Origin of the sequence: Aeromicrobium sp. NPDC092404, from assembly GCF_040684095.1 — a bacterium.
In the GTDB taxonomy this organism is placed as follows: Bacteria; Actinomycetota; Actinomycetes; order Propionibacteriales; family Nocardioidaceae; genus Aeromicrobium.
In genome coordinates this window covers 268,309-288,204 of record NZ_JBFBFI010000001.1, presented here as the reverse complement: position 1 = coordinate 288,204, position 19,896 = coordinate 268,309, and the positions used below count along the sequence as shown (strand labels likewise).

The 19,896-nt window shown below is 70.2% G+C and carries 14 protein-coding genes; 6 read left to right on the top strand and 8 right to left on the bottom strand.

The genetic code is table 11. The features are described from left to right. Both AB0N22_RS01530 and AB0N22_RS01525 read left to right on the top strand, forming a co-directional pair. Window positions 1-1,035: a phosphotransferase family protein gene (locus AB0N22_RS01530; RefSeq protein WP_364635116.1), complete on the top strand. Its 1,035-nt coding sequence runs from the start codon at window positions 1-3 to the stop codon at window positions 1,033-1,035. Between the two features lie 10 nt (window positions 1,036-1,045). Next, complete coding sequence (locus tag AB0N22_RS01525; RefSeq protein WP_364635113.1) at window positions 1,046-1,663, top strand: TetR/AcrR family transcriptional regulator; 618 nt, start codon at window positions 1,046-1,048, stop codon at window positions 1,661-1,663. Window positions 1,664-1,671: 8 nt separating this feature from the next. Here the strand turns inward: AB0N22_RS01525 and AB0N22_RS01520 are convergent, their stop codons facing one another. Together AB0N22_RS01520 and AB0N22_RS01515 are read right to left on the bottom strand one after the other, a co-directional pair. After that, entirely contained in the window at window positions 1,672-2,070 is a 399-nt protein-coding gene (locus AB0N22_RS01520) for a holo-ACP synthase (RefSeq protein ID WP_364635110.1), read from the bottom strand. Then, window positions 2,061-11,060: a fatty acid synthase subunit beta domain-containing protein gene (locus AB0N22_RS01515; protein WP_364635107.1), complete on the bottom strand. Its 9,000-nt coding sequence runs from the start codon at window positions 11,058-11,060 to the stop codon at window positions 2,061-2,063. The genes AB0N22_RS01520 and AB0N22_RS01515 overlap by 10 nt, the downstream gene beginning before the upstream one ends. Window positions 11,061-11,244: 184 nt before the next feature. Between AB0N22_RS01515 and AB0N22_RS01510 the strand changes: the two genes are divergently transcribed. After that, window positions 11,245-12,186, top strand: a complete 942-nt coding sequence (locus AB0N22_RS01510) for an oxidoreductase (protein ID WP_364635104.1) — start codon at window positions 11,245-11,247, stop codon at window positions 12,184-12,186. Next, window positions 12,183-12,758, top strand: a complete 576-nt coding sequence (locus tag AB0N22_RS01505; RefSeq protein ID WP_364635101.1) for a TetR/AcrR family transcriptional regulator — start codon at window positions 12,183-12,185, stop codon at window positions 12,756-12,758. Before AB0N22_RS01510 ends, AB0N22_RS01505 begins: the two co-directional genes overlap by 4 nt. On the opposite strand, the gene AB0N22_RS01500 is transcribed toward AB0N22_RS01505, so the two are convergent. Genes AB0N22_RS01500 through AB0N22_RS01490 form a run of 3 tightly spaced genes read right to left on the bottom strand, consistent with a single transcriptional unit; the run spans window position 12,755 to window position 15,901 of the window. Then, complete coding sequence (locus AB0N22_RS01500) at window positions 12,755-13,510, bottom strand: SDR family oxidoreductase (RefSeq protein WP_364635098.1); 756 nt, start codon at window positions 13,508-13,510, stop codon at window positions 12,755-12,757. The two genes, AB0N22_RS01505 and AB0N22_RS01500, sit on opposite strands and share 4 nt — an antisense overlap. Then, window positions 13,507-14,724, bottom strand: coding sequence for an acetyl-CoA C-acetyltransferase (locus AB0N22_RS01495; RefSeq protein ID WP_364635095.1), 1,218 nt, complete (start codon window positions 14,722-14,724; stop codon window positions 13,507-13,509). The genes AB0N22_RS01500 and AB0N22_RS01495 overlap by 4 nt, the downstream gene beginning before the upstream one ends. Before the next feature lie 31 nt (window positions 14,725-14,755). Continuing rightward, entirely contained in the window at window positions 14,756-15,901 is a 1,146-nt protein-coding gene (locus AB0N22_RS01490) for an acyl-CoA dehydrogenase family protein (RefSeq protein WP_364635092.1), read from the bottom strand. A 103-nt stretch (window positions 15,902-16,004) separates the two neighbouring features. Between AB0N22_RS01490 and AB0N22_RS01485 the strand changes: the two genes are divergently transcribed. Next, the gene (locus tag AB0N22_RS01485) at window positions 16,005-16,580 is read left to right on the top strand and encodes a TetR/AcrR family transcriptional regulator (protein WP_364635089.1); all 576 of its coding nucleotides are present in this window, start codon (window positions 16,005-16,007) and stop codon (window positions 16,578-16,580) included. Here AB0N22_RS01485 and AB0N22_RS01480 read toward each other — a convergent pair. After that, window positions 16,577-17,122: a YceI family protein gene (locus AB0N22_RS01480; protein WP_364635087.1), complete on the bottom strand. Its 546-nt coding sequence runs from the start codon at window positions 17,120-17,122 to the stop codon at window positions 16,577-16,579. The two genes, AB0N22_RS01485 and AB0N22_RS01480, sit on opposite strands and share 4 nt — an antisense overlap. Before the next feature lie 98 nt (window positions 17,123-17,220). Between AB0N22_RS01480 and AB0N22_RS01475 the strand changes: the two genes are divergently transcribed. Further along, window positions 17,221-17,694 carry a MarR family transcriptional regulator gene (locus AB0N22_RS01475; RefSeq protein WP_364635079.1) on the top strand — a complete coding sequence of 158 codons (474 nt, stop codon included), beginning with the start codon at window positions 17,221-17,223 and terminating at the stop codon, window positions 17,692-17,694. Here AB0N22_RS01475 and ettA read toward each other — a convergent pair. Together ettA and AB0N22_RS01465 are read right to left on the bottom strand one after the other, a co-directional pair. Next, on the bottom strand, window positions 17,691-19,373 hold the full coding sequence (gene ettA / locus AB0N22_RS01470) for an energy-dependent translational throttle protein EttA (protein ID WP_364635077.1): 1,683 nt from the start codon (window positions 19,371-19,373) through the stop codon (window positions 17,691-17,693). The two genes, AB0N22_RS01475 and ettA, sit on opposite strands and share 4 nt — an antisense overlap. Window positions 19,374-19,416: 43 nt before the next feature. Further along, window positions 19,417-19,866, bottom strand: coding sequence for a single-stranded DNA-binding protein (locus AB0N22_RS01465; RefSeq protein WP_364635074.1), 450 nt, complete (start codon window positions 19,864-19,866; stop codon window positions 19,417-19,419). Window positions 19,867-19,896 lie beyond the last annotated feature (30 nt).

Below are 19,896 nucleotides of genomic sequence, written 5' to 3'. Positions count from 1 at the left end.
ATGAGCGACACGGACCCCCAGGGGCTGGACCTCGCGGCGCTCCAGGACTGGCTCGAGCGGGAGCGCCCCGAGCTGATCACCGGTCCGCTCTCAGCGAGCCTCATCACGGGCGGCAAGTCCAACCTGACGTACACGCTCAGCGCGGGATCGCGTGAGTACGTCGTACGTCGCCCGCCCCTGGGGCACGTCCTCGCCACGGCGCACGACATGGGCCGCGAGCACCGTGTCATGGCCGCTCTCGCGCCGACCGACGTGCCCGTGCCGCAGATGATCGCGCACTGCGAGGACACCTCCGTCGTCGGCGCCCCGTTCTACGTGATGGAGAAGGTGGCCGGTACGCCCTACGGTCGCGCGGCCCAGCTCGAGCCGCTCGGACCCGAGCGGACCCGCGCCATCAGCGAGCGCATGGTCGACACCCTGGTGGCCCTGCACGACGTCGACCACGCAGCGGTGGGACTGGGTGACTTCGGGCGGCCCGACGGCTACCTGGGCCGTCAGGTCGCACGCTGGAAGAAGCAGCTCGAGGCGTCGACGAGCCGGGAGCTGCCCGGCATGGACGAGCTCGTCGGCCATCTCGAGTCGAGCATCCCGGACAACGGCGACGGCACGATCGTGCACGGCGACTACCGGCTCGACAACCTACTCGTCGACGCCGACGACCGGGTGACCGCGGTGCTCGACTGGGAGATGAGCACGCTCGGCGACCCGTTGACCGACGTCGCGGTGCTCCTGGCGTACCAGCAGCTCGCCGAGGTCGCTCCCCCGGCGCGCGAGGGCGCGGCGCTGGTCACCGACGCCCCGCTGGCTCCCGGCTACCTCAGCCGCGAGGACGTGCTCGCCCGGTACGCCGAGGGGTCCGGCCGCGACGTGAGCGACATCGGGTTCCACCTCGCGCTGGCGTTCTTCAAGCTTGCCGTGATCCTCGAGGGGATCCACTACCGGCACTCGCACGGACAGACCGTGGGGACCGGATTCGACGGCATCGGCGACATGATCGTTCCTCTGATCGCCGCGGGGCGCGCCGCCACGAGATAGGGTGGCGCGCGTGACGGCCGAGATCCTCGAACCCCGGCGCCGCCCGACGCAGGAGCGCAGCCACAAGAAGTTCGACCACCTGCTCCAGGTGTCGCGCGAGCTGCTGCTCGACGTCGGCTTCGAGTCGTTCACCTGCGAGGAGGTCGCGCACCGGGCCGGCCTGCCGATCGGCACGCTCTACCAGTTCTTCCAGAACAAGTACGTCATCGTGTGCGAGCTCGACCGCGTCGACGCCGTGGCGGTGCGGCAGGAGCTGGCCAGCTTCGCCCAGGAGATCCCGACCCTCGACTGGCTCAAGTTCCTCAACCGGGTCATCGACCACATGGCCGCGCTGTGGGTCAACGACCCGTCACGCCGCGCCGTGTGGCTCGCCGTGCAGTCGACCCCAGCGACGCGAGCGACCGCCGCCGTCACGGAGCGCGACCTCGCCGCCGAGGTCGCGAGGGCGTTGGCGCCCTTGACTCCGGGCACGCCGCGCGAGCGCCGCACGATCATGGCCGAGGTGCTGGTGCACGTCGTCTACTCGATGCTCAACTTCTCGATCCGCGACGGCCAGGAGCACGCCGAGTCGATCATCGAGCTCAAGCGCCTCGTCACGGCCTACCTGCTGAGCGCCGAGCCCGCCTGACTCCCCGGTCAGGCGCGCGACAGGACGACGTACGCGATGGCGTAGTCGCCATCGTGGCTGAGCGAGACCTCGAGGTCGTGGCCGTCGAGCCACTTCGCCACCTCGCCGTGCAGCCGGATGCGCGGGCGTCCCCAAGCGTCGGAGACGACCTCGATCAGGTGGTGCACGTGCTCGTCCATCACGGGCGGCTCACCGTAAAGGGACGCCGACCACGCCTTGATGACCGCCTCCTTGGCGGCCCAGCGCACCGCGAAGTGACGTGCGGAGTCGGAGGGACGACTCCGCACGTCACGCCGTTCACCGGGCAGGAAAGCCGTGACGAACGTCGTTCCGGGCTGGTCGAGCTGGTCCGCGAACGTGGGAACGTGGACCAGGTCGACACCGACACCGACCACCGTCACTGGCACGACGCTCCGAAGTAGACGTCGTCCTCACCCAGCCGTGCCTGCGGGTCCAGGAGCAGTCCAGCCTCCCGGGTCCGCACTCCCTCGCTGCCGAGGCGCCGGTCGGCAGGGCGTTCGTACAGCGAGGGGCCGCCGTACATCGCCCTGACGAGGCGCATGCGGCCCTCGATGATCCGCGCTTCCGCACGGGCGGCGTACGAGTCGCGCTCCTCGCCGCTCAAGGTCGCAAGGAATGCCTGGGGGTGCGCGATCGCGATCAGGCCCGCGACGTGGCCGAAGCCGAGGCTCGTCAGGATGCCCGCCTTGAGCCGGCCGGCGGCGAGCGGCTTGCGGAGCCACACGAGGTGCTCGTGCTCGGCGAGATCGTCCATGACGCAGTCGAGGCTGCGGTTCGGCGGAATGACCCCGCCGGACAGGACCTGGCACAGACCGACGACCTGGAAGGCCGCGGCGCCACCCTTGGTGTGGCCCGTGAGGCTCTTCTGCGAGATCACGTAGAGCGGGTTGCCCTCGCTGCGGCCGATCGCCGCGGCGAGCCGCTCGTGCAGCTCGGACTCGTTGCGCTCGTTGACGCCGGTCGACGTGTCGTGCTTGGACAGCACGCCGATGTCGTCCGCGGTCAGCCCGAGCGTGTCGAGCGACCTGGCGAGCGCGGACTCCCGGCCGCCGAGACCCGCGGCGAGCGCACCCATGCCGGGCGCCGGGATCGACGTGTGCACGCCGTCGGCGAACGAACCGGCATAGGCCACGACGCCGAGGACCGGCAGGCCCATGCGCAGCGCGAGGTCACCGCGAGCCAGCAGGATCGTGCCGCCGCCCTGTGACTCGACGAAGCCGCCGTAGCGCCGGTCGTTGGCCCGGCTGAAGTAGCGGTCCTCGAGCCCCTTGGCCCGCATCGCTGCAGAGTCCGCTGTCGCCGACATGTCGGCGAAGCCCACGATGCCCTCGACGCTCAGGTCGTCGAAGCCTCCCGAGACCACGAACTCGGCCTTGCCGAGCTTGATCTTGTCGACTCCCTCCTCGACCGACACCGCCGTGGTGGCGCAGGCGGCGACCGGGTGCACCATCGCGCCGTAGGAGCCGACGTACGACTGCACGACGTGCGCGGCGATGACGTTGGGCAGCGCCTCCTGCAGGATGTCGTTGGGCTTGCTCTCGCCCAGGAGCGTGTCGAGGTAGAGCGACTGCATCGACTGCATGCCGCCCATGCCGGTGCCCTGCGTGTTGGCGACCAGCGCCGGGTGGACCCAGCGCATCAGCTCGGACGGGTTGAAGCCGCTCGACAGGAACGCATCCACCGTGCAGATGAGGTTCCAGAGCGCGACGCGGTCGATCGACTCGACCATCTCGGCCGGGACGCCCCACACCGTGGGGTCGAAGCCTGTCGGGATCTGGCCACCGACCGTGCGGGTCAGAGCCATGCGGCGCGGCACCCGGATCTCGGTGCCGGCCTTGCGGGTCACGGTCCAGTCGCCGTCGGCGGTGGAGGAGATGACCGTACGCTCGGGATCGGCCTCGCGCAGCGCCTGCGCCTCGGCCTCGCTGGACACCGTGAACGAGAGGTCCTTGTCGAGGAACACCGAGGTCAGCAGCGGAGCGGAGTTGTCGACCATCGTGCCCTCGTCGACATAGCGCCGGATGCCGACGGCCTCACGCACGACCTCCTCGTAGCGCTCCACGAGATCGGCCTCGTCGACCTTCTCCTGGGACTCGGTGTCGAACCAGCCCCCGCTCTGCTCGTCCCAGCTGACCAGACCGGTCGTCCACGCCAGCTCCAGGACGCCGGCGGCCGACAGCTCGTCGGACACCTCCATCTCGAAGCGGGTGCGGGACGAGCCGTAGGGGCCGAGCTCGCCGGCGCCGACGATGACCACGAGGTCCTTCGGGCGGGCCTCGACGGGCGCCCAGTCGGGCTGCTCGACGCGGTCGAGCTGCGCGGGCGAGGCCGCGAGCGCAGTGATCGTCGCTGCCTCGTCCTCGACGACCGCCGTGGGACGTTCGACGCCTTCGGCGAGCGCCTTCATGTCCAGCTTGATGCCGGCCAGCCCGCCGGTGAGGTCGACCGTGAGCGGCTCGACCTGCGCGGCAGCGCGCGCCTCGCGCGTGGCGGTCTCCAGGAGTGCCTGAGCCATCTCCTCGGGCGACCAGGTGCGGACGCCGCGCGCCTCGATGGCCTCGACCAACGGGTCGTTGCCGCCCATGAGCCCCGTGCCCCGCACCCAACCGATGATGGCGTGGCTCAGCGTGACGCGATCGGCCCACGTACGCTCCGCGGACCAGCGGGTCACGATCGCGTCGAGCGCCGACTTGGCCTCGCCGTAGCCGCCGTCGCCGCCGAACATCCCGCGGTTGGGCGAGCCCGGCAGCACGACGTGGAGGGTCGAGGTGAGGTCGCGGTCCTGCACGCCGGCCGAGAGCCGCCCGATCAGGCGCTCGACGGACCACAGCAGGATGCGCATGTCGACCTCGGTACGGCTGCCGGCGTCGGTGAGGTCACCGGCGACGCGGCCCGCCGCGAACGGGAACAGCAGTGTCGGCGTCATGGCCGGCTTGGCGACCGTCGTGACACCCGCGCGCGTCTGGGTCTGCTCGCTGGCGATCCAGCTGGCCAGGGCGTCGACATCGGCGTACGAGGCCATGTTGGCCGGCACGACCCACAGGGCTGCGCCGTCGACCGCATGGGTCCGGTAGAGCTCCTTGTAGAACGCGAGGCGCTTGGCATCGAGGCCCGAGGTCGTGGCGACGACCGTTGCGCCGCCGGCGAGCAGCGTGCCGGTCACGGCTGCGGCGATCGAGCCGCGGCTCGCGCCGGTCACGACCGCCAGCTCGCCTGCCCACGACTGGTCCGCCACGCTCAGCGCATCCGCGGCGATCTGCGTGAACCGCTCGGACAACCGCGGGTCAGCGTGTGCGGCGTGCCAGCGAGCCTGCGCTGCGACGACCGTGCCGGCCCCCACGAACGAGGCGTCGACGGTCTCGCCGGCGGCGATGCGGGCGAGGTCCTCGCGGGCGCTGGCCCACCGGTCGTCCAGCACGACGGCCTTGAGCGGGTCGAACGCCGGAGCGGTGAGCTTGGCCCAGTCGCTGCCGAGCTCGGCCTCCACGCGAGCCAGGATCTCCGCGTCGGCCTCGTCGGTCTCGACGACCGCCGGTACGTCGGTCAGCCCGAGCTGGTCGAGCACGAGGCGGGCCGACGAGGCGAGGACGCCGTCGGGTCCGGTGATCTGGGCGGTGAACTCGCCGAGGGCGGCCGCGTCGATCGTGGCTCCCTCTCCCCCGCCGGTGGACGGCAGGTCGACGCTGATGCCGTGGCGCGCGGCCACGGCCTGCACGCTGGCATCGATCGCCGCGTCGACGTCAGCAGCGGACGCGAGACCGGTCAGCGAGCCGTACTCACCGCCCCGGACGCTGGAGCCCTCACGGCTCGAGAGGGCGAGCTCGACGAGTGCGTGACTCGCCCAGCCCGGCCCGAGCTGCCAGACGTCCGCGACGCGCTCGGCGACGGCCGACTGGCGCTTGCCCGTGGGACCGAGCACCTTCTTGAGGTGGTCGCCGAGGGCCTCGGCCAGCACCGGGCCGAACGGCTTGTAGCCGCGGGCCAGGCCCTTGACCTGGGTGGACAGCGTCGGCAGGTCGGCGTCGGCCGCACCGTCGATCGCGCCGAGGCTCAGCTCGCCGCCGAGGTCGACGAGCAGCTGGTTGCGGCGCGAGGACGCACCGTCGCACAGCGACTCGATCGTGTCGGCGGCTCCGATCTGGTCGAGGCGCATCTTGGTCCACCAGGCGATGAGCACCGTGGTGGCGTCGGCCGCGTCGAACGTCAGGTCGGCCGGACGCGGTCCGCTCGCGGTCGCGGGAGCAGCCGCAGCCGTCGGCGCGGCGGGCGCTGCAGGTGCGGAGCTCTCGGCCGGGGCCGTCTCCTCGGCCTCGTCCTCGACGACGGCCTGCTCCTCGTCGGTCGCGAAGACCGCAGCGCCGTCGCGCTCGAAGTTGAGCACCTCGACGGGACGGCCGAAGCGGCCGGGCAGCTTGAGGGTCGACGACGCGAGGTTGGCCACGGTGGGCGCCTGGCCGACGCCGACCTCGATGAAGCGCTCGACACCCAGCTCGCCGAACAGCAGGTCCTGGGTCTCGATCCAACGGACGGGGCTGGCGAACTGCCACGCGAGCAGCTCGATCAGCACGATCCGGCACAGCTCACCGGGCTTCGCCGACCAGCTCGCGAAGTCGGCGAGCACCGCGTCGAGCGGCTCCGACGGGACGAGGTCGGCGATCTCCTGCAGGAAGGCACGATCGAGCGAGAACGGCTTGGGCACGAGGTTCGGGACGTAGCGGCCCTCGAGGATCGCCGGGTCGATCGTGGCCGGCAGGAGCTCGGTCAGGCGGTCGCGGAAGTCCGGGACGCCGTCGCGCAGCACCGTGGAGTGGAACGGCACGTCGATGCCCGGCACCAGGATGTAGGCGGCCTTGCCACCGAACGCCTCGCGCCGACGGGTGATGTCCTCCTCCAGCACCTCCAGACCGCGCACCGTGCCGGCGATCGCGTACTGCGAGTCGCGGAGGTTGTAGTTGACGATCTGCAGGAACTCGCCGGACTCCTCGGCGATGCGGTCGACGTACGCCGTGACGTTGTCGTCGTCCAGGCCGATCTGTGCCGGACGGATCGCGGCGAGGCGATAGTCGCTGCGGCCCGCGGCGTCGCGCGGAACGAGGGTGTGCATGACCGAGCCGCGCTGGAACACGACCTCAACAACGGCCTCGAGCGGGATGACGCCCGAGACGGCTGCGAGAGCGTTGTACTCACCGACCGAGTGGCCCGCGAGGATCGATCCCTCGACGAAGGCACCCGTCTCGCGCAGCTCGGCCATCTGGGCGGCACCCAGCACCGCCATGGCGACCTGCGTGAACTGGGTCAGGAACAGCACGCCGTCAGGATGCCTGTGGGTCACGCCGTTCGTCACCAGGACGGTCGGGTTGTCGCGGACGACCGTGAGGATCGAGAACCCGAGCGCCTGCCGGGTGTGCGCGTCGGCCCGGTCCCAGATCTCGCGAGCGGCCTTCGACCGCTGGTAGCCGGCCATGCCCATGCCCTGGTGCTGGATGCCCTGCCCCGGGAACGCGTACGCGGTGCGGGGTGCCTCGAGCCGGGCGGTCGCCGACATGACGACCTCACCCTCGGCGCGGCACGTGACGTCGACGAGCTCGGCGCCGTTGTCGAGGCCGATGCGGTCGGCCTTGACGTCGACCGTGACGCCGGGGCGCACGGGCGCCATGAATCGCGTCGTCCAGCCGGTGATGCGCCGGTCGGCCAGCACCTGCTGGGCGGCGGCGGAGACCCACATGCCGTGCACGATCGGGGCCCCGAGGCCAGCAAGACGGGCTGCCGCGACGCTGGTGTGGATCGGGTTGTGGTCGCCCGTCACGGCGGCGAAGCCGCGCAGGTCGGTCGGCGCGGCCAGCGTGGCGGCACCGCGCGACTTGCGCGGTGTGTCGGTGGCGTCGGCGCTGATCGCTCCCCCGGCGCGGGGCGGGTCGGCCAGCTCGCCGGCGCCGGTGCGCCCACGGATGGCGAACCGCTCGCGCAGTGTCGCGACCTCGCCTGCAGCGGACGAGACGGTGACGTCGACCGCGACGACCCGGCCGAAGCCGGTGTCCTCGATCGACTCGACGACTGCGGAGATCGTCAGGGACGTCGGCGCGAGCGGCAGCGTGCTGGTCAGGGCGATCGCGTGGTCGAGGTGGACCAGGTCCAGCATGCCCTCGATGACCGGGACGCCGTCCTGGGTCGTGGCTTCGCCGAGCACGGCGAACACCGACGGCCAGGCCAGCCCGACCAGCACGTCGGGCACGGGGTGGACGGGGGTGTGCGCTCCCGTGACACCGGCGTGGTCGGCGATCAGGTCAGGATCCCAGTCGACGTCGACCGTTGCCCGGCCCTGCGCGACGGCCGGCACGACACCGCCGGCTGCACCGGCGACGAGCGAGGACATCGCGGAGGCGGCGACCTCGGTCGTGACGACCGGTGCGGCACCGGCGAGCACCGCGTCGTCGACCGCGATGCGCAGTGTCAGCGGACGCGCCAGCGGCACCTGGAGCTCGGCGGTACGGCCGTCGACCGCGACAAGTGCCGCGCCCGTCTCGGGGTGCTCGGCGCGCTGCGGGTCGACGATGACCCACTCGGCGCCCAGTCGGTGGACGGGGTTGCGGACGGTGCGGCCGGCCCACACGAGGTCGGCGGCGGCCAGGACGAGGGAAAGGACGTCGCCGGCGCCCTCGACGCGGCGCCGTCCGGTCACGCGCTGGGCCGCGCGGCCCGAGGCGAGGAGCCCGTCGATGGTCGCGTCCTCGAAGCGACGCAGCAGGTCGGCGACCGGCTCGTCGACGCGGTCGATGCCGGCGACGGAGACCGTCCCGGGGATGATGCAGACCTCGTCAGCGGCGTAGCGGGGATCGTGAGCCTGCCACAGCGAGTCCGAGCGCCACCAGCGGCGTACGTCCTGGTCGAGGACCGGCACGAAGTTGACCGGCTTGCCCGGGGTGCGGCACTGCTCGACGAAGAACAGGACGTCCGCCGGATGCAAGATGACGCCTTCGGCGTGCGGATAGGTCTCGAGGAGGGTCGCAACGGCGTGGGAGCCATCCTCTACCGAGGCCGCGTCGGCGAACAGCGTCGGGATCGTGCCGCGATCGGCCGGGTTGAGGCGGGCCTCGGCGCGCTGCAGCATCGCGTGGAAGCGGTCGCGGATCGTCACGTCGAGCCACTCGGGCGTGCCCGACAGCTCGACGTACCGGCGCAGCCACTGCGCGTACGTCATGGTCTCGACGTCGCCGAAGTAGGGCTTCGCGGTGCGGTTCAGCGCCTCGATGATCTCGTCACGACGCGCGACGACCGCCCTGGCATCGCCGGCGACCTCGTCGAGGAGCCGGCCCGTGCGCGAAGCCGTGTTGTCGATCTCGTGGATGTCGGCGCCGAGCTGGCTGCGGCCGGAGGCCATGCCGCCCTTGGCGCTGCCGGCACCCACCCAGGAGCCGGTGCCACGGGTGTCGACGAGCAGCTGCTTGACCTCGGGTGCCGTGGTGGCCTCGAGGGTCGCCATCGCGGCGGTGCCGACGAGGATGCCGTCGAGCGGCATGACGGGGAAGCCGTGGCGGCGGGCCCACTCCCCGGTGAGGTACGCCGAGGCGACCTCCGGCGTGCCGATGCCGCCGCCGACGGCGACGACGACGTTGTCGAGGCCTCGCAGCTCGCCGTACGTCGCGAGCAGCAGGTCGTCGAGGTCCTCCCACGAGTGGTGGCCGCCGGCGCGGCCGCCCTCGATCTGCACGATGATCGGCGTCGGTGCGACGGCCTTGGCGATCGCGAGCACCTGGCGGATCTGCTTGACGGTGCCGGGCTTGAAGACGACGTGCGTGATCTCGGCGGCCCGCAGCTCCTCGACGAGCGCGACGGCGTCGTCGAGCTCGGGGATGCCCGCCGTCACGATGACGGCGTCGATCGGCGCGCCGGCGGCGCGGGCACGCTGCACGAGGCGCTTCTGGCCGAGCTGCAGCTTCCAGAGGTAGGGATCGAGGAACAGCGAGTTGAACTGGTACGTCCGACCGGGCAGCAGCAGCTCGTCCAGCTCGGCCACGCGGTCGGCGAAGATCTCCTCGGTCACCTGGCCACCGCCGGCGAGCTCCGACCAGAACCCGGCGTTGGCCGCCGCGGCGACGATCTTGGCGTCGACCGTCGTCGGCGTCATGCCGGCCAGCAGGATCGGCGACTTGCCGGTCAGGCGCGTGAAGCGGGTCTCCACGTGCAGGCTGCCGTCGGGCAGCGTCACGACGCTCGGGGCGTACGCCGACCACGGGGTGGCGAGGCGCGGCGCCGCGCCGGCCGCGGTGAGCTCGCGGTGGCCGCGGCGGGTCGTCGTCGCGATGACGCCGGCGCCACGGCTGCGCAGCTCACGTGCCGACAGACGGGCGGCGATGTCAGCCGGCCCGAGGTCCAGCAGCCAGGTCGCACCGGCGTCCAGCGCCGACTCGAGCGACGCGACCCAGTCCACGGGGTCGACGATCGAGCGCATCGTGAGCGTACGGGCGAGGTCGCCGTCGAATCCGCACGCCTCGGCCCACGACGCGACCAGGTCAGCCGCCTCCGCGAGGTCGGGGTGGTGGAACGCCAGCAGGGCCGGCAGGGGCTCGAGGACCGGGGCGAACGGCGAGCCGCCGGTGACCTTGCGCTCGCGGTCCGCCTTCTCGGCCGCGGCGATCTCCCCGAGGCGGGCCTCCACGACCCGGAGGCTGTCGGCGGGACCGGACAGCACGACACTGCGGCGGCCGTTGCGGAGGCGCGAGACGACCCGCAGCGACGCGGGCAGCTCGGCGAGGATCGCGTCGATGCGCTCGGGGACGACGTCTGCGACGCTGAGCATCGTGGAGCCCAGCAGTCCGCGGCGACGGCCCACGAGCTGCGCAGCGGCACCCATGAGGCGAGCGAGAGCGAGCAGCTCGACGTCGTCGCCACCCGCCACCGCCTGGGTCGCCAGGTCGCCCTGCGAGTGGCCGATGACCGCGACGGGCGTCACGAGCTGCGGGTCGACACCCTGGCGGCGCAGCGCGCGGAGGCCGGCCAGCTGGGACAGCAGGATGCCGGGTACCGAGGCTCCGGGTGTATCCAGCACCGCGGAGCTCGGCAGTTCAGGAGCGTCGTCGTCCTCGGCGGACTCACCGACAGCGATGACATCGGCCCACGCGAGCGGCGTGAACGTCACGCCGACCCTCGCGAGCTCAGCGGCGACCGGCGCGAGGCGCTCCTCGGCCTGCGACACCAGAGTCTCGAGCTCGGCCTCGAGCGCGAAGTCCCGGATCAACCCGGCCAGCGGCTCGAGCCACGGCGCACCCTGGCCGCCGAACGCGATGGCGTACGGGGTGCCGGCGGAGATGCGATCGACCAGGGCGCCGCGGCGCTCGGTGGGCTGGATCGTGGCAAGCGGGGTGTCGATGGTCGTCACGTGGAATCCCTCGGGGTCCTGCCGTCGCTGGATCGACGGGCGGTCATTCCATCATCGCAAAACATGAGGGGTTCCTCAAGTTTAGTGCGAGGGTTTCCTCATGTTTCTGACGAGACGTGGGTCACCCTTGCGTAGGTGACCGCGGTACGCTTGAATGAATGAACATTCAGTCATAGGAGACCCAGTGAGCTGGACCCAGAAAAACATCCCCGACCAGACCGGTCGCATCGCTGTGGTGACCGGCGCCAACGGGGGCCTCGGGCTCGAGTCCGCCGAGGCGCTGGCAGGCGCCGGCGCCCACGTCGTCATGGCGGTCCGCAACCAGGACAAGGCCAAGGCGGCTGTCGATCGCATCCGCACCGCCCACCCCGACGCATCGCTCGAGCTGGTCCCCCTCGACCTCGGAGATCTGGCCTCCACTGCTGCCGCAGCCGACCAGATCCTGGCCGGGCACGACAGCATCGACCTGCTGATCAACAACGCCGGCGTGATGGCGATGCCGGAGCGCACCACGACCGACGGGTTCGAGATGCAGCTGGGTGTCGACCACCTGGGCCACTTCGCCTTCACGGCCCACCTGCTGCCGGCGATCCTCGCGGCGGATGCCGCGCGCGTCGTCACCGTGACCAGCATCGCCCGGTTCCAGGGCCGTCCGTTCGATCCCGACAATCCGCACATGAAGGGCAGCTACGGCGCCTGGAGCGCCTACGGACAGGCCAAGCTGGCCAACTACCACTTCGGTCTCGGCCTGCAGGACAAGTTCGAGGAAGCCGGGGTCGCCGCCCAAAGCCTCATCGCTCACCCCGGCTTGTCGCACACCGACCTGCAGACCACGACTGCTGCCGAAGGTGGCGCCGGATGGCTCGGCCGCGCGTCCGAGACGCTGGCCGCGCGCACAGGAATGCCGCCCCACAAGGGAGTGCGGCCCCAGCTTCGCGCCGCCACTGACCCGAAGGCGAAGGGCGGTCAGATGTACGGCCCGCTGCTCGCGTCCAACGGTCCGGCCGTCAACCGTCCCATCCTCCGACGCATCGGGCTCGGCCGGCGCATCAAGGAGCTGTGGGACATGTCCGAGCGCGAGACCGGCGTGATCCTCGACGTGGCACGGGCTGCGAGACAGGCGTGACGCCGCCCGTCGCGATCGATCGAGCCGAAGCCGTCCGGCACGCCTTGATCCGACTGGTGGCCCGCGACGGGTTCCACGGCACGTCGATGACCGCCATCGCCAAGGAAGCGGGTGTCGCGACCGGCACGGCGTACGTCCACTACGCGTCGAAGGACGAGCTCGTGATGGCCACGTACGTCGAGGTCAAGCACGGTGTGGGCGAGGCGGCCCTGGCATCGGTCGACGCCGGCTCCCCGCTACGAGAACAGTTCGCCCAGATGTGGACCGGGGTCCGCAGGCACCTCGAGGCCCATCCCGACCGCGCCCGGTTCCTGGTGCAGGCCGACAGCTCGCCGTACGCCGCGATCGCCCACGAGCAGGCCCTCTCCGCGGAGGACGACCCGCTGATGTCCTCACCGGTGGTGGCCCGGCTCCTTGACGAGATGGTCGACCTGCCGCCGGAGGTCCTGTTCGACCTGGCCATGGGCCCGGTGGTCAGGCTCACCGCGACCTCCCGCGGCATCGACGAGTCCCTCGCCGAAACGCTGATCGAGGCGTGCTGGCGTGCCGTCACGGACTCGGGAAGCCGCTAGACGCCACCGGTGAGGGTCAGGCCGCCGTCGATCGTGATGGTCTGGCCCGTGACCCACGCGGCGTCCTCTGACAGCAGGAACGCCACGACCGAGCCGATGTCGTCCGGCATGCCGAGCCGCTTGAGCGGGTACGTGGCCGCGACCTCGTCCTCGCGGCCCTCGAACAGCGCGGTGGCGAACTTGGTCTTGACCACCGCGGGCGCCACGGCGTTGACGCGGATCTCCGGGCCCAGCTCGACCGCGAGCTCCTCCGTCACGTGGATCACGCCGGACTTCGACGCGCCGTAGACGCCGATCCCCGGCGCCGGCTTGAGCCCGGCCACGGAGGCGACGTTGACGATCGCGCCGCCGTGGTCCGCCATCCACGCGCGGTAGGCCTTCTGCGCCCACGCGATCGACGAGATCACGTTGACGCGGAACGTCTTCTCAGCGGCGCCCAGGTCGACGTCGATCATGCGGCCGTACGTCGGGTTGATGCCCGTGTTGTTGACCAGGAAGTCGACGCTGCCGAAGGCGTCCATCGTCGCCGCGACCGCAGCGTCCTGGTGATCGGCGTCGTCGGCCGCACCTGCCACGAAGATCGCGTGCTCGCTGCCGCCGAGGGACTCGACCGCCTCGGCCAGCGCATCGGCCTTGCGCGCGGTGATGCACACCCTCGCCCCATCGGCCACGAGCCGCTCCGCGACGGCGAGGCCGATGCCTCGGCTCGCGCCGGTGACGATCGCGGCCTTGCCGGCGAATCGCTGGGTCATGACAGGCGCTCGAGCACCATCGCCATGCCCTGACCGCCGCCCACGCACATCGTCTCGACACCGAACTGCTTGTCGTGGTGCTGCAGCGAGTTGATCAGCGTGCTCGTGATGCGCGCGCCGGTCATGCCGAACGGGTGGCCGACCGCGATGGCACCACCGTTGACGTTGAGCTTGTCGATGTCGATGCCCAAGGCTTGCGCCGAGCCGAGCGCCTGGACCGCGAACGCCTCGTTGATCTCGAACAGGTCGATGTCGTCGATCCCCATGCCCGCGTGGCCGAGCGCCTGCTTGACCGCCTCGACGGGGCCGAGGCCCATGATCTCCGGCGACAGCCCGGTGACGCCCGTCGAGACGATGCGGGCCAGCGGGGTCAGGCCCAGCTCCTTGGCCTTGGTGTCGCTCATGATGACGACCGCGGCAGCGCCGTCGTTGAGCGCGCAGCAGTTGCCGGCCGTGATCGTGCCGTCGGGACGGAAGACCGGCTGGAGCTGCGACACGGCTTCGTACGTCACGCCGGCACGCGGGCCGTCGTCGGTGCTGACGACCGTGCCGTCAGGCAGCGTGACCGGGGTGATGTCCTTGGCCCAGAAACCGTCGGCGATGGCCTTCTCGGCGAGGTTCTGGCTGCGGACGCCGAACTCGTCCTGCTCCTGGCGGCTCATGCCGATGAGCTGCTGGACGTTCTCGGCGGTCTGTCCCATCGCGATGTAGGCGTCGGGGAGGATGCCGTCCTCGCGGGGGTCGTGCCACGCCTCGGCGCCGCCCTGCGCGCGCTGGTCCGTACGCTCCACGGCGTCGGCGAACAGCGGGTTGTGGGCAGCAGCCATGTCGGCCATGCCGTTGCCGAAGCGGCTGACGGTCTCGACGCCGAGGGACAGGAACACGTCACCCTCGCCGGCCTTGATCGCGTGGAAGGCCATGCGGGTGGTCTGCAGGCTCGAGGAGCAGTAGCGGTTGACCGTCACGCCGGGCAAGTGGTCCATGCCGGCCTGCACGGCGACGATGCGCCCGAGGTTGTTGCCCGACTCACCGGCCGGCTGGCCGACGCCCAGGTGCAGGTCGACGATGTCACGCCGGTCCAGCTCGGGGACCTTGGCCAGCGCCGCTTCCAGCATGAGGACCGAGAGGTCGTCGGGACGCATGTCCTTGAGCGATCCCTTGCCGGCTCGGCCGATGGGCGAACGGGCGGTTGAGACGATGACTGCTTCGGGCATTTTCGTTGCCTTCCTGATGGGTGGTCCGGCCTCAGAATCCGAGGTCGCGGCCGATGAGCTCTTTCATGATCTCGTTGGATCCGGCCCAGATCTTGCTGACTCGAGCATCGCGCCACGCGCGCGCGACCCGGTACTCGTTCATGAATCCGTAGCCTCCGTGCAGCTGCACGCAGTGGTCGAGGACGTCGTTCTGGATCTCCGACGACCACCACTTGGCCTTGGCCGCGTCGGTCGCCGTCGCCTCGCCGTTCGTGTGGGCCAGCACGGCCTGGTCGACGTACGCCTCGGCGACCTCGATCTTGGTCACCAGCTCGGCGAGCAGGAACTTGTTGTGCTGGAGGCTGCCGATCGGCTGCTTGAACGCGACCCGGTCGTGGGCGTACTGGATCGTCTCGGCCAGGATCTGCTTGGCGTGAGCGACGTTGGAGACCGAGCACGTCAGCCGCTCCTGCGGCAGTCGCTCCATCATGTAGATGAATCCGCGGTCGACCTCACCGAGGATGCGGTCGTCGCCCACGCGGACGTTCTCGAAGAACAGCTCCGACGTGTCGGCCTCGCCCTGGCCAACCTTGTCGAGCTTGCGGCCGCGGCTGAAGCCCTCGTCGGTCGCCTCGAGGCCGAACAGCGTGATGCCCTTGGCACCCTTCTCCGGCGACGTGCGCACGGCCGTCAGGACGAGGTCTGCGGAGAAACCGTTGGTGATGAACGTCTTGGACCCGTTGATCACCCACTCGTCGCCGTCGCGCACCGCGGTGGTCTTGAGCGCGGCGAGGTCGGACCCGCCGCCCGGCTCGGTCATGCCGATCGCGGTGACGATCTCGCCGGTGGCGCAGCCGGGCAGCCAACGCTGCTTCTGCTCGTCGGTGCCGAGGTCGACGATGTAGGGCACCGCGATGTCGGAGTGGATGGCCACGCACGAGGCGAGGGCCGCATTCAGCTTGCTGAGCTCCTCGGCCCAAACGGCGTTGAAGCGGAAGTCGCCGGCATCCGCGCCGCCGAAGTCCTCGGGGATCTCGAGACCCAGGAACCCCTCGGCCCCGGCCGCGAGCCAGAAGTCGCGGGGCAGAGCCTTGTTCTCGAGGTACGACTCGAGGTTCGGGGTGACGTGCTTGGCCAGGAAGGCCGCGCAGGAGTCGCGGAACGCGTCGTGGTCCTCGTCAAAGATGGTTCGTCGCACGGCACTGCCTTCGTTGATCAGGAAACAGGGAGCGCATACCGCCCTAAGCGCTTGCTTAGCATGCAATCCCTCCGTCATGCTGTCAACCGAAAGAGGTGCGGACATGACGACCATCACGGCACGCGAGCGGCTGATCAACGCCGCCATCGAGGCGTTCGCCGAGAAGGGCTTCGCCGGCACGACGACGCGCGACATCGCGTCGCGCGCCGGGATGAGCCCCGCGGCGGTCTACGTCCACCACGACTCCAAGGAGAGCCTCCTCTTCACCGTCAGCCTCAACGGGCACCGCAGCGCGCTGGAGGTCATCACGAGTGCCGCGGCGTCCAGCAGCGAGCCCGTCCAGCGCCTGCGTGCGATGGTCTACGACTTCAGCCTCTGGCACGCCGACCACAGCCGGGTCGGCCGGATCGTGCAGTACGAGTACCACGCCCTGACCGACGAGCACCGCGCCGAGGTCGCGACCTACCGGCGCAGCATCGAGAAGGCGATGCAGGACGCCCTGGCCGACGGTGTCGACCAGGGCGCCCTGGATGTGGATGACGTACCGGGGACGGCGTTCTCGTTGCTGTCCCTCGGCGTCGATCTCGTGCGGTGGTTCGAGCCGGGCGGGTCACGCTCCGGCCACGAGCTGGCCAGCCTGCACGCCGATCTGGCGGTCAGGATGACCCGTCCGACCTAGGCCTGGAGAACGGCCTCGGCGACGATGTGCAGCTTGATCTTGTCGCCGATCATGACCTTGTCGCCGGAGACGGGGATGTTGAAGTCGATGCCGAACTCCTTGCGGCTGATCTCGCCCTTGGCCTCGACGCCCACACGGGTGCCGCCCCACGGGTCGCCGCCCTCACCGAGGAACTCGACCTCGAGCTCGACGGGCTTGGTGACGCCCTTGATGGTCAGGTCTCCGGTCAGGACGAACTCGTCGTCGCTCTCCTGCTTGATGGCCGTGCTCTTGAACGTCATCGACGGGTAGGTCTCGACCTCGAAGAAGTCGGCCGAGCGCAGGTGCGCGTCACGGTCGGCGGTGCCGGTGTTGATCGAGCTCAGGTCGACGGAGACCTCGACGTTGGAGGCCGTCACGTCCTCGGCGGTCACGATCGTGCCCTCGAACGACTCGAACTTGCCGCGGACCTTGCTCATCAGGTGACGGACGGTGAAGCCGATCTCGGTGTGGGTCGGATCGATCGTCCAGGTGCCGGTGCTGACTGCGTTTGCGATGGTCATGCGTTCTCCTCGAAGTATGTAGTTGATCGTTCAACGAGATAGACTGTACCACGAGGTTGAAACTTCAACCAACGGTCTCGCGGAGTAGGATGGATCACATGGAGACGACGACGGCCACCCCGTGGCTCAGCGCCGAGCAGCAGCGCGTGTGGCGCGCCTTCCTCGGCGGAACGACAGTCCTGATGGACCGGCTCGACCGCGACCTGCGCGCAGCGCACGGTCTGTCGATGCCCGAGTACGAGATCCTCGTACGTCTGTCGGAGGCTCCCGGACGTTCAATCCGCATGGCCGAGCTCGCCGACGCCGTCGCCCACTCCCGCAGCCGGGTCACCCACACGATCGCCCGGCTCGAGCGCGAGAACATCGTCCTGCGGGGCCAGTGCTCAGAGGATGGCCGCGGCGTCTCTGCCGTGCTGACCGACCACGGCTTCAGCGTGCTCGAGGCCGCCGCGCACACCCATGTGCAGGGTGTCCACGACTACCTCATCGAGAACGCCGACCCGGCAGACTTCGAAGCCATGGGCCGCATCATGCAGGGCGTCATCGAGAGCCTGCACGGCCGCAAGTTCTAGTCGCGGGTCAGCTTGCGGTAGGTCACGCTGTGCGGACGCGCGGCTTCCTCGCCGAGGCGCTCGACCTTGTTGACCTCGTAGTCGGCGAAGTTGCCCTCGAACCAGAACCAGCGCGCGGGCGTCTCGGCGTTGCCCTCCCACGCCAGGATGTGCGTCGCGACGCGGTCGAGGAACCACCGGTCGTGCGAGACGACGACGGCGCAGCCCGGGAAGTCCAGCAACGCGTCCTCGAGCGACTGCAGCGTCTCGACGTCCAGGTCGTTGGTCGGCTCGTCGAGCAGCAGCAGGTTGCCGCCCATCTTGAGCGTCAGCGCGAGGTTGAGCCGGTTGCGCTCGCCGCCGGACAGGACGCCGACCTTCTTCTGCTGGTCGGGCCCCTTGAAGCCGAACGACGCGACGTAGGCGCGGCTGGGGACCTCGTAGTTGGCGACCTTGATGAAGTCGAGCTCGCCTGACACCAGCTGCCAGATGTTGAGGTCGTTGTCGATGCCACCACGGCCCTGGTCGACGTACGAGATCTTGACGGTCTGGCCGACGTCGAGCGAGCCCTCGTCAGGCTTCTCCTCCCCCACGATCATGCGGAACAGGGTCGACTTGCCGACACCGTTCGGTCCGACGACGCCGACGATGCCGGCCCGGGGCAGGTCGAACGTCAGCCCGTCGAACAGCTCGCGGTCGCCGAAGCTCTTGTGCAGGTCCTTGGCGTTGAGGACGACATCACCGAGGCGCGGCCCGGCCGGGATGTTGATCTCCTCGAAGTCGAGCTTGCGGCCGCGCTCGGCCTCTGCGGCCATCTCCTCGTAGCGGCTGAGCCGGGCCTGGTTCTTGACCTGGCGCGCCTTGGCGTTGGAGCGCACCCACTCGAGCTCCTTGGCAAGGATCTTGGCGCGCTTGGCGTCCTTCTTGCCCTCGACCACGAGGCGGGCCTGCTTGGTCTCGAGGTACGTCGAGTAGTTGCCCTCATAGGGGTGGGTCTTGCCGCGATCGAGCTCGAGGATCCACTCGGCCACGTTGTCGAGGAAGTAGCGATCGTGGGTGATCGCCAGGACGGCGCCGGGGTAGGACGCGAGGTGCTGCTCGAGCCACAGCACGCTCTCGGCATCGAGGTGGTTGGTGGGCTCGTCGAGCAGCAGCAGGTCGGGCTGCTCGAGGAGCAGCTTGCACAGGGCCACGCGGCGGCGCTCACCACCGGAGAGATGGTCGACGAGCTCGTCCGGCGGCGGGCACCGCAGCGCATCCATGGCCTGGGCCAGACGGGAGTCGAGGTCCCAGGCGTTCGCGTGGTCGAGGTCGGTCTGCAGCTCGCCCATCTCGGGCAGCAGCGCGTCGTAGTCGGCATCGGGGTCGGCCAGCTCTTCGCTGATCTTGTTGAACCGGTCGATCTTGCCCTTGATCTCGGCGACGGCCTCCTCGACGTTCGCCAGAACCGTCTTGCCCTCGGTCAGCGGGGGTTCCTGCAGGAGGATGCCGACGGATGCGTCGGGGTCCTTGATGGCATCGCCGTTGTCGGTCTGGACCAGACCGGCCATGATCTTGAACAGCGTCGACTTGCCGGTGCCGTTGGGGCCGACCACACCGATCTTGGCGCCGTGGAGGAACGACAACGTCACGTCGTCGAGGACGACCTTCTCGCCGAGCTTCTTGCGTACGTTGCGGAGGGTGAAGACGTAGTCGGCCATGGGGCCAAGCCTATCGATCGCGGCCCTTGCCGACGAATCGGCGTCAGGCCGCCGGAGCCTCGACGGACTCGCCCTCCAGCTCGGCCAGTGCGGCGACGGTCGTGTCGTTCCGGGCCGCGGCCGGCGGCTGGCGGTCGACACGCTGGAGCCGGGTGACGCCCCACGTGAGGTCGTGGCCGATCAGGGTGGCCTCGAGGACGGTGCTCTCGCGCGGCTGACCCTCTTGTGTCGTCCACTTCTCGGTGCGCATCTTGCCGATCACCACCACGGGGTCGCCGACCTCGAGCGACTCGGCTGCGTTCTGCGCGAGGCTGCGCCACGCCTTGACGGAGATCCAGATCGTCTCGAGGTCTCGCCACGTGCGCGTCACCTGGTCGAAGTAGCTCGGCGTGGACGCGACGCGGAACAGCACCCAGGGGATGTTGGTCCCCTCGCGGAGCTCGACCTTGGTGCCGACCCGGCCGTGGAACGTCATGGTGTTGTCGTTGGACATGGATGACTCCTTGGGTTGAGGAGCTCCAGA